Genomic DNA, 14,323 nt, shown 5'->3' on the forward strand with positions numbered 1-14,323 from the left:
CGCGGTCACGCGGCGCGGTGCTCCCGGCCGGTGCGCAGGTCGGTGTACAGCATGTGGTGGTCCGAGAACCGGCTGGGCCGCACCCGGTGTTCGAGCGGGGCGATGCCGCGCAGGAAGACGTAGTCGAACTTGCTGTGCCAGTCGGTGGTGACCTCGCAGTCGCCGAGGTCCGTGGGATGGCACTGCGGGTCCGCGTCCTCGGCCAGCGCCCACAGGTCGTCCAGTTCGGGGGCGCCCGGTACGGCGTTGAAGTCCCCGAGGACGATCGCGCGGTCGTGCCGGGCGACCTCCGCGGCGAGCACGCCGGCCTGCTCCGCCCGCACCGCCTCCTGGCGTCGTTCGGCGAGGTGGGTGTTGAAGACCCGGACGGACTGGCCGCCCACCGTGGTCGTGACCGCCATGTACCCCCGGTCCTCCGACCCGCCGTCGGGGTACTCCTCGTCGACCACGTCGGTCATGGGAGCCGCGGACAGGACGGCCTGACCGTACTCCCCCGGCCGCCACGGCACTCCTCCGCACCGGCCCCAGTTCCGCAGGACCGCCCCGTACTCCACGTGGTAGACCAGCCCGTAGTGCCGCTCCAGGTGGTCCCTGATCCGCTCGACGTCCCGCACACACGCTTCCTGCAAGCCGACGACCTGCGGCGCGTACGTCGCGATCTCCGCCGCCCGGTCGAGGTCGCTCTCCTCGCAGGGGTTGCAGATGTTCCATGTCATGACCCGGTTCGCCACCACGTCCCGGACCGCCTCCGCGGGCAGTGACCGGGCGGGCTGATCACTCGGCGCGCTCCGGCCGAAGAGCACCAGGCAGGCCACGGCCAAGGCCCCCACCAGCAACCCCGCGCCCCGACTGAGCACCATCAGCCTCCTCACAGCGGACACCCTCGGCGTCCCCCGGCATCCGACGTCTCCGGGCACGAGGCTATCCCGACAATCGGATGACTACCCGAGTGGTCACCGATGCGCCTTCCTGCTTCCGCGCACCCCTCCCCGTGGCCCGTCCCGGCGACTGCCGCTTCGCGCGGCCGCACCGCGGGCGCGGTCCTGGTCGTCGGCGGGATGGGGAGTTCCCCGGACGTCGCGGTGGACCCGTCGCGCGAGAAGGCGTACGTCACGACCGTGAACGGGCTGCTGTACGAGGTCGGCCTGCGGACCGACGAGAGCCCGAGGAAGCCGGCCGAGGGCCTGGGGACGTCCACCTCGGCAGTGGCCCTGGACGGGAGGGGCAAGGCGTACACCGGCAACAGCGACCAGACGGGGAGCCTGCGGGAGGTCGACGTCACGGCCGAACCACGCGTCACACCGCGCGCGGTGGCCGCGGCCTCCACGCGGCGCAGCGAACGGCATCGAGCACGTACGAGGGCCAGGTGTGGCGGTTCTCCCTGCGCGCCCTCCAGAGCCCGGAGCCGATCGAGATCACGACGGGGGTGTAGGAGCGGCCCCGAGGCTTCATGGGCTCATCCGGTGCGGACCAGGCCCTGCGGCACCAGGTGCCGGGCGACGAGTTCGTCGCGGACCAGTCCCGCGAAGACCGTGGCGCCGTGCACGGAGGTGTGCGTGTTGTCGCGCTTCTCGTTGTAGAGGTACAGGGGCTTGGACGCCTCGGTCCCCAGGGCCTCCACCACGGCCTTCGTCTTCGCCGTGAGGTCGATCAGCGGGAGGTCGCGGTCGGCGGCGAGGGTGCGGACGACCGCCGGGTGGTCGACGCCGAGGCCGTTGACCAGGAGGGCGGTGGGGTTGTTCAGGGTGCCGTCGGGGCTGAACCAGCGGCGGACGACGGGGGTGACGAGGACGGGCCGGCCGCCCGCGGCGCGGACGCCGTCCACCAGGGCTTCGAGGTTGGCGCGGTAGGTGGGGCCGTCGGTCGTCTTGTCGTTGTGGGCGAGCTGGACGAGGACCAGGTCGCCGGGGCGGACGCGCGGCTGGACGGTGGCCCACAGCCGCGGGTCCTGCCGGTAGGTGACCGTGCTCTCGCCGGAGTCGGCGTGGTTGGCGACGGACAGGCCCTTGCGGAGGTACTGCGGGAGCTGCTGGCCCCAGCCGGCGTAGGGGTCGCCGGGCTGGTCGCAGACCGTGGAGTCGCCGATCAGGAAGATCTGGCGGGCCCGGGCGGCCGGGGTGACGCGGATGCCGGCGAGCGCGGGGGCCGAGCCGCCGATGACGAGGTCCAGACCCGCGCTGCCGGCCGGGCCGGTCGGCTCGCCCTCGGGGGTACGGACGTCGACCGTGAAGCTGCGGGCGACGCGTTCACCGGCGGGAACCGCGGTCTCGGGGAGCAGGGCGCGCCGGGTCTCGCCGGTGACGCGGGTGCTGGACGCGGTCTCGCCACCGAGGACGACTTTCACGTCGTAGGTGCCGGGCGGGACGTCGAAGTGGCAGGTGCCGGCGGCGCAGTGCTCGATGCCGAGCGGGCGCGGCCCGCCGCCGGGTCCGCTGTCGGCGTGCGCGGGCAGGGCGGACAGCGCGGTCCCCAGGGTGACCGCCACCAGCGCGGCCGTACCGAAACGTCTCATTCCCGCTCCTCGATCACGACGACGTGGTCCGGCGGGGACCGTACCGCGTCCAGCAAGCGCTTTCTAGCCCTTTCCGGGATCTGACCCGACCCGGCTCACCCGGAGTCGACGGTCCGTCAGGTGCCGCGCGTCCACTGCTGGTTGGTGCCGCCGTTGCAGGTGTACGTGATGATCGCGGCGGAGTTGGCGGTGGACGCGCCGTTCACGTCCAGGCACTCGCCCGTGGCGCGGGAGGTGACGGTGACGTAGGAGCCGGTGGTGGTGAGCGACCACTGCTGGGCGGCCGACGAGGTGTCGCACCTCTCCTGCGTCACCGTGCTCGCGTTCTCCCGCAGGCACAGGGAGCTGTGCCGGGCCACCAGCTGGTGGTGGCCGCCGCCGAGGGGCTTGAACCAGAACCTCTGGTTGCCGCCGCCGTTGCAGTCGTACTGCTTGAGCTGGGCGCCCGCCCACTGCGACTGGCCGGTGACGTCCGCGCACCGGCCGGAGTGCCGGGCGATGAGCGTGTGGTACGCGGCGCTGGTGCCGGTGACCGTCCCGGCGGCCGTGTCGACGGTGACCTCCGGGGTCCAGGACATCGACAGGGTGGTCGCGGTCGGGAAGGCCAGCGGCAGCCAGACGTAGCGCGAGTCGTTGACCGTGCCGCCGAAGGAGTTGCCCCAGCGGTCGCCGAGGTAGAGGTAGGAGGTGGCCGAGGCGCCCTGCACCGGCAGGACGTACGCGGTCTGGGAGCCGTAGCCGGTCGCGTCGCCCGCATCGGCCATGGCCGACCAGGGGCCGGCGAGGCTGGTCGCGGTGGCGTACCGCTGCTGGTTGGGGTTCCAGCCGGTCGCGCCGGAGGTCAGCATGAAGTAGACGCCGTTGCGCTTGAACAGGGCGGGCGCCTCGCGGTGGCCGCCCGGCCACGGGTTGGCGACCAGGCTCGCGACGCCGGTGTAGTCGGCGGTGAGCCGGTAGATGTGCAGGTCGTAGTTCTCGCGGGCGGCGGAGATCATGTAGCCGGTGCCGTCGGTGTCGGTGAAGACCGTGATGTCGCGGGACATGTGCTGCCCGAGCGGGCGGAAGCTGCCCCGCCAGGTGTAGTTCCCGTCGACGGTGTCGGAGACGGCGACGGCGGCGCGGGCCTCGCTGTAGTCGCTGCCGTTCTCCTTGTGCATCCACATCACGAACGTGCCGGTGGCCGCGTTGTACATCACCTTCGGCCGCTCGATGTTGGCGACGGCCAGTTCGGGGTGGGTGGCCTGGGTCAGGACGTGGTTCCTGAACTCCCAGTTCCGCAGGTCGGTGGAGCGGTAGGCGTCGACGTAGCGGAAGGTGTTGTCGGCGTTGCGGTGCTCACCGAACCAGTAGTAGTACGAGCCCGCCTTGATGATCCCGCCGCCGTGGGCGTGCACCGGGTTGCCCGAGGTGTCGGTGAACTGGGTGCCGTTGACGACGGTCTGCGGTGCCGCCTGAGCGGGGCCGGCGGCGGCGAGGGCGCCGAGCAGGGTGAGACAGAGGGTGAGGAGGAGCGCGTACGCACGTCTCATCTCAGTCCTCCGCCCGTGCCGGTGTGTCGGCGACCGGGACGCCGAAGTCGGGGGTGCCGTCCGGCTTCCAGCCGAGCTTCTGCACGCGCGTGTGCCGGTTGGGGTCGTTCAGCGGATCGCCGGTGATCTCCTTGTACTGGCGGGCGTGGTAGACGAGGACGTCGGTGCGGCCGTCCTCGGCGACGGTGAAGCAGTTGTGGCCGGGGCCGTACTGCCGGGTGGCGTCGTTGCTGGTGAAGACGGGCGTCGGGGACTTCGACCAGCTCGCCGGGTTCATCAGGTCGCTGCGGGCGTCGGCGGTCAGCAGGCCGACGCAGTAGTGGTGGTCGGTGGCGCTCGCGGAGTAGGTCATGAAGACACGGCCGTTGCGCTGCAGGACGTACGGGCCCTCGTTCACCTTGAAGCCGACGCACTCCCAGTCGTACTCGGGTGTCGTGAGGCGTATCTGCGGGCCGGTCAGGGTCCACGGGTTCGCCATCCTCGACAGCCAGACGGCGGTGTTGTTGTCCATGCCGGGCTCGTGCTGGGCCCAGGCGAGGTAGCGGGTGCCGCGGTGGGTGAAGGTGGTGGCGTCCAAGGAGAAGGTCTCCCAGGCGGTCTTGATCTGCCCCCGCTCCACCCAGGTGCCCTGGAAGGGGTTGGGGTGGGCGTTCTCCAGGACCCAGATGCGGATGCGCCACACGTCCTCGGCGGGCGCGGCGGCGAAGTAGACGTACCACTTGCCGTCCACGCGGTGCAGTTCCGGCGCCCAGATGTGCGCGCCCATGTCACCGGTGGGGCGGGCCCGCCAGATGACCGACTCGGCCGCCGTGGACAGGCCGTTGAGGGTACGGGAGCGGCGCAGGACGATCCGGTCGTACTCGGGGGCGGTGGCCGTGAAGTAGTAGAAGCCGTCGGTGTGCCGGTTGATGTGCGGGTCGGCGCGGTTGCGGACCAGGGGGTTCACGTACGGGGCCGCCTCGGGGGATGCGGCGGGCCCGGCCGCCTGGACGACGCCGGGCACCGCGGCCAGGGCGCCGGCGGCCGCGGCTCCCTTGAACAGCAGTCGTCGGCTGGGCTCTTGGGGCAGGACGTGCTCGCGGCTCATACGGACTGCCTCTCGTGGGGGACGAGTCGTGGGGAGGAGCTTGACGGTCGTGGGGACGAGCTTGGCACCGAGGGGGACGAGCTCGACGGTCGATCGACATGTCGAACGTCATCTGTCATTCCGAACGCCGACAAGGTAAGGGCGTACCGCTGGGCGGTCAACGGGTCCGACGGAGGCGGCACTCCCGCGCCCCGTCGATCCGTTCACGAGGTGGACACACTCGGGCGGGGGATCCGGCCCCGGCTCGACTACCGTCGACGGCATGACCAGCACCTTCCCCCTCGCCGATGCGCTCGCCTCCACAACCGTCGTCCTCGACGGCGGCATGTCCAACCAGCTCGAGTCCGCCGGACACGACCTGAGCGACGAGCTGTGGTCCGCACGGCTGCTCGCCGAGCGGCCCGAGGCGGTCACCGAAGCGCACCTGGCCTACTTCGAGGCGGGCGCGGACGTCGCCATCACCGCCAGCTACCAGGCCACCTTCGAGGGGTTCGCGAAGCGCGGCATCGACCGCGAGGAGGCGGCCCGGCTGCTCGCGCTGAGCGTGGAGCTGGCCCGCCGGGCCGCGGCGCGGGCCCGCGACCGGGGTGTGACACGGCCGCTGTGGGTGGCCGCGTCGGCCGGCCCCTACGGGGCGATGCTCGCGGACGGCTCCGAGTACCGGGGCCGCTACGGGCTGAGCGTCGACGAGCTGGAACGTTTCCACCGGCCGCGGCTGGAGACGCTGGCCGCGGCCGGGCCCGATGTGCTGGCGCTGGAGACGGTCCCCGACGCCGACGAGGCGGCGGCCCTGCTGCGGGCGGTGCGCGGGCTGGGGGTGCCGGCCTGGCTGTCGTACACCGTGGACGGCACCCGCACCCGAGCGGGGCAGCCGCTGGAGGAGGCCTTCGCGCCGGCCGCCGACGCGGACGAGATCATCGCGGTCGGCGTCAACTGCTGCGCCCCGCACGACGTCGACGCGGCCGTGGAGACCGCGGCGCGGGTGACGGGCAAGCCGGTGATCGTCTACCCCAACAGCGGTGAGGCCTGGGACGCCGAGGCCCGCGCCTGGCGGGGCCGCACCACCTTCACCCCGGACCAGGTCCTCGGCTGGCGCGACGCCGGGGCCCGGCTGATCGGCGGCTGCTGCCGGGTGGGCCCGGAGGCGATCGCGTCGATCGCGGCGACGCTGACGCCGTGACCCCGGCGTTCCGGGGGACCGCCACCGCGGGCGGCAGCGGACCCGCGGGCGGCGGGGGCGGGGCGGCCGTCGGGGCGGGGCGGGGTGGCCGGGGCTGGCGCCGGGCGTACCGGTACGGCGGCCCGGCCGGTCGGGGGCGGGGGGTATGGGCAGCGGGGTCGTGGGCGAGTAACCCCACAGGGCACGGCAACCCGGTCAGGGACGGGCACCCACGGGGCACGGCAGCCCGGTCAGGGGCGGGCACCCACGGGGCACGGCAGCCCGGTCAGGGGCGAGGCGCGGTTCGTGCGGTCGCGGAGCGGGAGCCAGGCAGTCGCTGAGGCGGCGGCCCGGCAGCCGGCCGGACAGGCCGGTGCGACGCCCGACTCGGCACGTGAGCGCGTGAGTTGACGCAGCTGCTCACCGCCGCCGAGTAGACCTGGAGACGGTGATCAGTACCGGCGGGCGCCCGAGGAGCGGCGGAACCGCCGTACCGCCGACCGCAGTTCCGCACCGCGCGTGGGTGACACGGGAGCCGGGGCCGGGCCCGACGCGGGTGTGGACTCCCGGGCGAGGGCGTCGGCCGCGGCCCACAGCGCCAGCTCGGCGTCCCGCGGACCGTACGCCGTGTAGGGCGCGCGCACCGCGGGGGAACCGTCCGCCCCCGGCTCGGTCGTCTCGCCGAAGACGCGCACCGGGTGAGCGGAGTCCCACGGCTCCCAGCCCGGGTCCCCGTCGGTGACGAACCGCACCCAGGCCCGGTGCATCCGCTCGGCCAGTTCCCGCGGGGCGCCCCGGCCGGCCAGCTTCGCCGACTCCGGCACGTCACCGCTGTCGAACACGAAACCGAGCTCCAGCGCGTGGCAGGCGCCGAGGCCGGGCAGCCGGGAGGGCCAGGCGAACTCGTAGACGTACGACGTGCCGGGGCGGGCGTCGGCCAGGCCGTGCAGCGGACGGCGCAGCAGGTGGTCGGTGATCATCTGGCCGACGATCTCGGCGGTGCCGGCGTCGGGCCGCAGGGCGCGGTAGCCGCGCGGAACTTCGTGGCCGGCGTGGCAGCGGGCCATGGCACCGGCGAGGGCGACGGCGCCGAGCCGGTCGACGCGCTCCAGCAGGCCGCCGGGGACCAGCCACAGCCGGTACTCGTCACGGGTCCAGCCCATGAGCAGTTCGGCGCCGGCCGCGGCCCCGCCGTCGACCAGCGCTTCGAGCGGGTCGCGGGGGACGAGGTCGCCGTCGACGACGATCCCGAAGGCGGGTCCGCCGAGGACGGGGCCGCCGAGCCGGCCCACCTCGGCCTGGGTGCGCAGCAGCAGCTCGCGGTCGACGGCGGCGAAGGCCTCGGCGGTGGCGGGGATCCGCAGCCGGGCGGCCATCCGGCGCACCATGCGCCGCACCTTGTCCCGGTCGGCCGCCTCGGGCGCCCCGCTCTGCAGGACGGCCCGCCGGAACAGGCCCTGGGCCTGCGGCGCGGCGACCAGGGCGCCGGTGCTGATGGCGCCGGCGGACTGCCCGGCCAGGGTGATCCGGTCCGGGTCGCCGCCGAAGGCCTCGATCGTCTCGCGCACCCAGCGCAGGGCGGCGAGCTGGTCGCGCAGACCGGCGTTGGCGGGGGCGTCCGGGAACAGTCCGTAGCCCTCGACGCCGAGCCGGTAGTTGACCGACACGCAGACGACGCCGTCCCGCGCGAAGGTGCGTCCGTCGTACACCGGCACACCGGAGGAGCCCCTGGTCAGCGCGCCGCCGTGGAGCCAGACGAGCACCGGGAGGCGGGCTGCGGGGCCCGGCTCGGGCGTCCACACGTTGAGGTTGAGACAGTCGTCGCCGGGCACGACCGGGTCGGACAGGTACTGCGCGAAGGCCTCGGAGTACGGCGGTCTGGGCGGGGTGGGTCCGAAGGCGAGGGCGTCCCGGATCCCGTGCCAGGGCTCGGGCGGGACCGGCGGCCGGAAGCGGCGGGGGCCGAAGGGGGGTGCCGCGTACGGGATGCCCCGGAACACGGCGACACCGTGCTCGTACCGGCCGCGTACGGCCCCGTACGGCGTGCGCACCACAGGGCCGGCCCGGTCCGCTGCCCGGTCCCCGGTTCCGCCGGCTGCCCGGCGTCCTGTCCCGTCTGCTGTCCGGTCTCCCGTCCCGTCTGCCGCCGCCATCCGCCACCAGCTCCTCGCGCGCTGACGCTCCGTTCATGTCAGAGCATCGCATCGAGTGGATCTATTCCGCGGAAGGACGACGGGGGGGCGGCACGGGCGGCGGCGGGGCCCGGGCGAGGGCCGATTCCGGCGCTTGCGTGATTGCCCGCACCCGCCCCCGCACCTACGGTAGAAGGCGCTTTCACCGACCGGTTCTGATCGTCCGGCACATGTCAGGAGCCCCATGCCCAGCGTCCGGTTGCCCAGGGCCGTGTTCGCGATGGACCCGGTGCATCTCCCGCGTCTGTTCCCGGATCCGCTGATGGCCCGGCTGCGGGGGACGGCCGAGCTCGACCCCGCGCTGGTCGTACGGGACTTCGCCGATCCGGCGGCGGCCGGGGCGCTGGCCGGCGCGGACGTCCTGATCACCGGCTGGGGCTGCCCCCGGCTCGACGAGCGCGCCCTGGCCGCCGCCCCCGGGCTGCGGGCGGTGCTGCACGCGGCGGGCTCGGTGCGCTCGCTGGTGGGCGACGTCCTGTGGCGGCGCGGGGTGACCGTCTCCAGCGCGGTCACGGCCAACGCGCTGCCGGTCGCCGAGTACACGCTCGCGATGATCCTGCTGACCGGGAAGGACGCCTTCGGGCACCGCGAGCGCTACCGCGCCGGGCACCCCTTTCCGTCGCCCGCCGAGACCGCCGCCCTCGGCAATCTGGGCCGCCGCGTCGGTGTCGTCGGCGCCTCGCGGGTGGGCCGCCGGCTGCTGGAGCTGCTGCGGCCGTTCGACTTCGAGGTGCTGCTGTACGACCCGTACGTGGGCGCCGCCGAGGCCGCCGCGCTGGGTGCGCGCCTGGTCTCGCTGGAGGAGCTGCTGCGCGGCAGTGACACCGTCACCCTGCACGCGCCGGACATCCCCGAGACCCGCCACATGCTGGACCGGGCCGCACTCGCCCTGATCCGGGACGGCGGCGTGCTGGTCAACACCTCGCGGGGCGCCCTGGTCGACCAGGAAGCGCTCGTCGGGGAGCTGGTGTCGGGGCGGCTGAGCGCGGTTCTCGACGTGACCGACCCCGAGCCGCTGCCGCCCGGCTCGCCGCTCCACACGCTGCCCAACGTGTTCCTGACCCCGCACATCGCGGGCTCGCTCGGTAATGAGCTGGCGCGCCTCGGCGGGGTCGTCGTGGAGGAGCTGGAGCGGCTGGCGCGGGGCCTGCCACCGGCCCACGAGGTACGCCACGCGGACCTGACCAGGGTCGCCTGACAGCCGCACCTCACGCCCCTGGCCCCTCACCGGGCACCCTCGCCCCACGGCGTTGCGAGAGTTCACGCGGGCGCACTCCGCCGATTCCCCTCTCTTCACGACTCCCCCGCACCCACCTAAGGTAGGAAGCGCTTTCTATGCGGTCGTGGTCACGGCCCCGCAGCCGCCTGCGGGTCGTGACGTTCGAGGGCCCTCGGGCGGGCCGGAGGGGTGGGTTCCGATGGGCCGAACGGCACGTTCGAGCACGACGGCCGGTCCGACGCTGGCGGTGGTGGCCCGGGAGGCGGGGGTGTCCGTGCCGACCGCGTCCAAGGTGGTCAACGGCCGCGAGGACGTGGCGCCCGAGACCCGCCGCCGGGTCACCGAGGCCCTGGTCCGCCTCGGTTACGTGCGCCGGCCGCGGTTCGACGCGGCGCGCACCCCGGGCATGGTGGACCTCGTCGTGCGCTCCCTGGCCAGCTCCTGGTCGGGGGCGGTGCTGCACGGCGTGGAGGAGGCGGCGCACGACGCCGGGCTGGACGTCGTCGTCTCGGCGGCGCTCTCCCGCAACCGGGCCGGGCGCCCCGAACGCGGCTGGCTGGACAAGCTGTCCGCGCGCGGCTCGGCCGGGGTGCTGTTCGACCTGCCCGAGCTGACCGAGGCGCAGTACACCTGGCTGGAGCAGCACCGCATCCCGTTCGTGATGATCGACCCGCTGCTCGAACCGCCGCCCGGCGTGGTGTCGGTGGGGGCGGCGAACTGGCAGGGCGGGGTGATGGCGACCGAGCACCTGCTGTCCCTCGGCCATGAGCGGATCGCCGTGCTCGCCGGCCCCCGGCGCACGCTGTGCGGCGGGGCGCGGCTGGCGGGCTACCGGTCGGCGCTCGCCTCGGCTGGGCTGCCGCACCGGCCCGAGTACATCCGGCACACCGGGCCCGACGAGGCCGCCGCCCGGCGGCAGGCGCGGGAACTGCTCGACCTGCCGCAGCCGCCGACGGCCGTCTTCGCCTGCTCGGACCGCATGGCCCTCGGTGTCTACGAGGCCCTGGCCGAACGGGGGTTGCGGGTGCCCGACGACCTGAGCGTCGTCGGCTTCGACGACCTCCCCGAGGCCCGCTGGGCCTCCCCCGCCCTCACCACCGTCCGCCAGCCCGTCTCCGAGATGGCCGCCACCGCCCTGCGCCTCCTGGTCCGCCTGATGGACGGCGACCGCCCCGAGAGCACCCGCACGGAGCTGTCGACCCGTCTGATCGCGCGCGAGAGCACGGCGGCGCCACGGGACTGAGGCCGAGCGGGCGGGCCTCGTCCCGCCGTCGGCTCACTCCGTCAGCCCGGCCGCCCAGGCGAGGCCGCCGCGCAGATGCTCGCGGAAGGCGGGGTCGGCGTACGCCTCGGCGGCGTGGCCGAGGGCGGTGTAGAAGACACGGCCGGCGCCCTGGGCGTGGCACCAGGCGAGGGGGTGGTCGGCGCCCATACCGCCGCCCTCGTAGGAGGACTCGTCGGCGCCGACCAGGACGCGGACCGTGCCGCGGGGGTTGGTGCGGAAGTCGTACCACTCGTCGGTGAACTTCCATACGGCGGGCAGGTGCCGGGTGGCCGGATGGGCGCGGTCCTCCACGAGGGCCCTGCCGGGCTGGAGGGCGGGGTGCCGGTCGAAACGGGCGCCCAGCAGCCGCTCGTAGTAGGGCCACTCGTACTCCGTGCAGGCGGCGGCGTGGACGCCCACGAACCCGCCGCCCGCCTCCACGTACTCCGCCAGCCGCTCCCGCCCGGCCGGCGTCAGCACCTCGCCGCTGGTGGAGAGGAAGACGACGGCGGCGTATCCGGCCAACGGCGCCTCCAGGGCCGCCGGGTCCTCGGTGTGGTCGACGCCGTAGGCACCGAGCGCGCGGACAGCCGCGACGGCGGCGGGGATGGAGTCGTGGCGGTAGTCGGTGGTGCGGGTGAAGACGAGCAGTCTGGGGGCCATGTGACGACCTTAAGCCGGGGCGGGGCACGGCCTCGGGGGGAGTGGGCGATCGCGAGATTCCCGGCGCACACGGCGCGCTGAGGGCTCAACGTGCCCGGCGTGTGCGGTGTGCCGGGGGGCTCGGCGGCTTGGCGCCCTCGGCCGCGCTCCCGCACTCCCCCCGCCCCTCCCGGACAGGTGTCCCCGCCCGGCTCAGCCGCCCGCGTCCACGTCGTTGTCCGGCGCCCCGTCGCCCTCCGGAGGAAGGTCGCCGCGCTCCACCGGCGGCTCGGCGCCGCCCTGACCCTCCGGCAGCAGGGCGTCGAGTTCGTCCGTGGTGGGGTGATGGGCACCGAGGGCGGCCTCGCGCAGCACGTCGCGGCCGACCTCGGGGCCGGCGCCGACCCGGACGACGTGACCGTCCTTCGGGACGGCGTACTCACGCTGGTCACCGGAACTGCGGTACCAGGCCTCGCCGTCCTTCCGGCATGCGGTCCGCCCGCCGGAGACATCACCGGCCGGCAGCTCCGGGCAGGTGGCCGCGGTCATCTCGCCCCGGTCGACGCGCAGGTGGATCTGGCCGCCGGTGGACCGGGAGACGTAGACCGCCGAGTAGCCGTCGCCGCCGTACACGCCGACGGACTGCCGGGCCACGGTGAAGCCGTCGGCCTCGATGGCGTAGACGTGCTCGGGCGCGATCCCCATCGCGCGGGCGCGGGAGGCTACGTCGTCCGGGTCCGCGGCGCGGCGCTCGTCGCCGCAGCCGGTCAGGAGCAGTGCGGGCAGCAGTAAGGAGGCGTACGGCAGGGCACGCGGCAGACGGGTCATGCCCCTCATCTTTCCGCACAGGTGTTCCACGACCGGGTGGGGCCCGGCGTACTCTCGGCGGCGATGGACGCGATCCCGGCACCTCTGGACCACCTCGGGGCCGCCACCCCCGATCTCGCGGCGACGGTGGCCGAGTTCACCCGGCGGACCGGGGTCGCACCGACCGCCGGAGGCACCCACTCCGGCCTCGGCACCCGCAACCATCTGGCCGGCCTGGGCGGCGGCGCCCATCTGGAGATCATCGGCCCCGACCCGGAGCAGTCCGTTCCGTCCGGCCCCCGCCCGTTCGCGGTGGACGCGCTCACCGGCCCCCGCACGGTCACCTGGGCGCTGCGCACCACCGACCTGGACGCGGCCGTCACCACCGCCCGCGCCCGCGGCTACGACCCGGGCCCCGCCCACGCGATGAGCCGCCGCACCCCCGACGGCACCCTCCTCGCCTGGCGGCTGACGGACGGCGTCGCCGCGCACCCCGCGCGCGCCCGTCACCTTCGACTGACCACCGGAGCTCGTCCGCAGCGCGTTGGACGCGACCGCGCCCCTGGGGTATAGTCGATCTTGCCCGGCCGCCGGAGAACACCGGTCACCGGTCAGGCGTTGGTGGTCCAAGGAAAGACGCCCCGCTTCCTGCGGGGAGATGCAGGTGCAAGGCCTGCCCGGCGCTCCGAGAAGAGCCCCTGTTCCTCCGTTCGGAGGGACGGGGGCTCTTGGCGTTCGGCCGTGTCGCGCGAGGTCGCCGGCCGGCGGCTGTCGGCTGTCGGCTGTCCGATTCCTTCAATACACCGCGCCACCGCCCTGCCTATGGTGGCCGCATGAGTCCACGTTTCGATGCCATCGGTCTGGTCGTCTCCGACATGGCCGCCTCCGTCGCCTTCTACCGCCGCCTGGGCTTCGCGTTCCCCGAGGGAGCCGAGAAGCTGCCGCACGCGGAGGCCGAACTGCCCGGCGGGCTGCGGCTGATGCTGGACGTCGAGGAGACCGTGAAGTCCTTCCACCCCGGCTGGCAGCCACCGTCCGGGACCGCCTCCCGGGCGTCGCTGGCGCTGCGCTGCGACAGTCCCGCCGAGGTCGACGCGGTGTACGAGGAGCTGGTGGGCGCCGGTCACCACGGCGAGCTGAAGCCGTGGGACGCCGTGTGGGGGCAGCGGTACGCCGTCGTGCACGACCCGGACGGCAACGGCGTCGACCTGTTCGCGCCGCTACCGGCCCAGTAGCCGCCCGAGCGGGAGACCCGTCAGCTCCTTGACGTCCCGCGCCAGGTGGGCCTGGTCCGCGAAGCCCGCCCGGGCCGCCGTCTGTGCGAACGGCAGACCGGCCCGGGCCAGCGCCAGGGCCCGCTGGAGACGCAGCACGCGGGCCAGCGTCTTGGGGCCGTAGCCGAACGCGGCGAGCGAGCGGCGGTGCAGGGTGCGGGCGCCGAGGCCCAGCTCGTCGGCGGTGGCGGCGACCGGGCGGCCCGCGGCCAGGGCCGCGACCAGGCGGCGCAGCAGCGGATCGGGCCGTTCCGCGGTGGCGGCGAGCCGCGCGGCCGCCGCCTCCAGGCCGCTCATCGGGTCGGACGCCGCCTCGATCAGGGCGCGCAGCCGCCGTACCTGTGTGGCCGGGCGCAGCTCGGCCAGGTCGACCCTGCGGTCACGCAGCTCGTGCGCGGGGACGCCGAGCAGGGCGGGGGCGACACCGGGCGGGAAGCGGACGCCGGCCCAGGGCACGGGCGGGCCGTCGGGGACGTACGCGCGGGTGTCGGGCCCGGCGACCGACAGCCGGCCCTCGCTCCACAGCAGGTCCATGCAGCCGTCCGGCAGCACCCGCCCGAGCCCGGTCCCGGCCGGGGTGTTCGTCCACACCGTCGCCTCGACCAGCGACGACACCCGTTCCGTGTACACGCGGCCAG

Annotated in this window: 12 protein-coding genes and 1 pseudogene; 5 read left to right on the forward strand and 8 right to left on the reverse strand. The window is 74.5% G+C overall.

Going from position 1 to position 14,323, the window contains the following annotated elements; all coding sequences use genetic code 11:
• Positions 1 to 5: 5 nt before the first annotated feature.
• The 4 genes from AB0K92_RS17675 to AB0K92_RS17690 form a co-directional block, all read right to left on the reverse strand.
• Complete coding sequence (locus AB0K92_RS17675) at positions 6 to 860, reverse strand: endonuclease/exonuclease/phosphatase family protein (protein WP_365923807.1); 855 nt, start codon at positions 858 to 860, stop codon at positions 6 to 8.
• Positions 861 to 1,456: 596 nt separating this feature from the next.
• The gene (locus AB0K92_RS17680; protein WP_365923809.1) at positions 1,457 to 2,512 is read right to left on the reverse strand and encodes a rhamnogalacturonan acetylesterase; all 1,056 of its coding nucleotides are present in this window, start codon (positions 2,510 to 2,512) and stop codon (positions 1,457 to 1,459) included.
• Positions 2,513 to 2,628: 116 nt separating this feature from the next.
• Positions 2,629 to 4,041 carry an RICIN domain-containing protein gene (locus tag AB0K92_RS17685; RefSeq protein WP_365923811.1) on the reverse strand — a complete coding sequence of 471 codons (1,413 nt, stop codon included), beginning with the start codon at positions 4,039 to 4,041 and terminating at the stop codon, positions 2,629 to 2,631.
• Position 4,042: 1 nt separating this feature from the next.
• Positions 4,043 to 5,128, reverse strand: coding sequence for a glycoside hydrolase family 43 protein (locus AB0K92_RS17690; RefSeq protein WP_365923813.1), 1,086 nt, complete (start codon positions 5,126 to 5,128; stop codon positions 4,043 to 4,045).
• Positions 5,129 to 5,390: 262 nt separating this feature from the next.
• On the opposite strand from AB0K92_RS17690, the gene mmuM reads away from it, so the two are divergent.
• Entirely contained in the window at positions 5,391 to 6,308 is a 918-nt protein-coding gene (gene mmuM, locus AB0K92_RS17695; RefSeq protein ID WP_365923815.1) for a homocysteine S-methyltransferase, read from the forward strand.
• Between the two features lie 431 nt (positions 6,309 to 6,739).
• Here mmuM and AB0K92_RS17700 read toward each other — a convergent pair whose 3' ends face one another.
• Positions 6,740 to 8,341, reverse strand: a complete 1,602-nt coding sequence (locus tag AB0K92_RS17700; protein WP_365923817.1) for a carboxylesterase family protein — start codon at positions 8,339 to 8,341, stop codon at positions 6,740 to 6,742.
• Between the two features lie 322 nt (positions 8,342 to 8,663).
• Here AB0K92_RS17700 and AB0K92_RS17705 point away from each other — a divergent pair, with 322 nt between their 5' ends.
• The gene (locus tag AB0K92_RS17705) at positions 8,664 to 9,677 is read left to right on the forward strand and encodes a hydroxyacid dehydrogenase (protein ID WP_365923819.1); all 1,014 of its coding nucleotides are present in this window, start codon (positions 8,664 to 8,666) and stop codon (positions 9,675 to 9,677) included.
• A gap of 220 nt (positions 9,678 to 9,897) precedes the next feature.
• Entirely contained in the window at positions 9,898 to 10,941 is a 1,044-nt protein-coding gene (locus AB0K92_RS17710; RefSeq protein ID WP_365923821.1) for a LacI family DNA-binding transcriptional regulator, read from the forward strand.
• A 33-nt stretch (positions 10,942 to 10,974) separates the two neighbouring features.
• Here the strand turns inward: AB0K92_RS17710 and AB0K92_RS17715 are convergent, their stop codons facing one another.
• Entirely contained in the window at positions 10,975 to 11,625 is a 651-nt protein-coding gene (locus AB0K92_RS17715; protein ID WP_365923823.1) for a ThuA domain-containing protein, read from the reverse strand.
• A gap of 192 nt (positions 11,626 to 11,817) precedes the next feature.
• Positions 11,818 to 12,432 carry a hypothetical protein gene (locus AB0K92_RS17720; protein WP_365923825.1) on the reverse strand — a complete coding sequence of 205 codons (615 nt, stop codon included), beginning with the start codon at positions 12,430 to 12,432 and terminating at the stop codon, positions 11,818 to 11,820.
• Positions 12,433 to 12,495: 63 nt separating this feature from the next.
• Between AB0K92_RS17720 and AB0K92_RS17725 the strand changes: the two are divergent.
• Both AB0K92_RS17725 and AB0K92_RS17730 read left to right on the forward strand, forming a co-directional pair.
• A pseudogene (locus AB0K92_RS17725) lies at positions 12,496 to 12,909 on the forward strand (VOC family protein); the annotation flags it as partial.
• 335 nt (positions 12,910 to 13,244) lie between these two features.
• Entirely contained in the window at positions 13,245 to 13,646 is a 402-nt protein-coding gene (locus tag AB0K92_RS17730) for a VOC family protein (RefSeq protein ID WP_365923827.1), read from the forward strand.
• Here the strand turns inward: AB0K92_RS17730 and AB0K92_RS17735 are convergent.
• Entirely contained in the window at positions 13,632 to 14,315 is a 684-nt protein-coding gene (locus tag AB0K92_RS17735) for a helix-turn-helix transcriptional regulator (protein WP_365923829.1), read from the reverse strand. The two genes, AB0K92_RS17730 and AB0K92_RS17735, sit on opposite strands and share 15 nt — an antisense overlap.
• Positions 14,316 to 14,323: the final 8 nt, after the last annotated feature.

Origin of the sequence: Streptomyces sp. NPDC052687 (genome assembly GCF_040678395.1) — a bacterium.
Classification (GTDB): domain Bacteria; phylum Actinomycetota; class Actinomycetes; order Streptomycetales; family Streptomycetaceae; genus Streptomyces.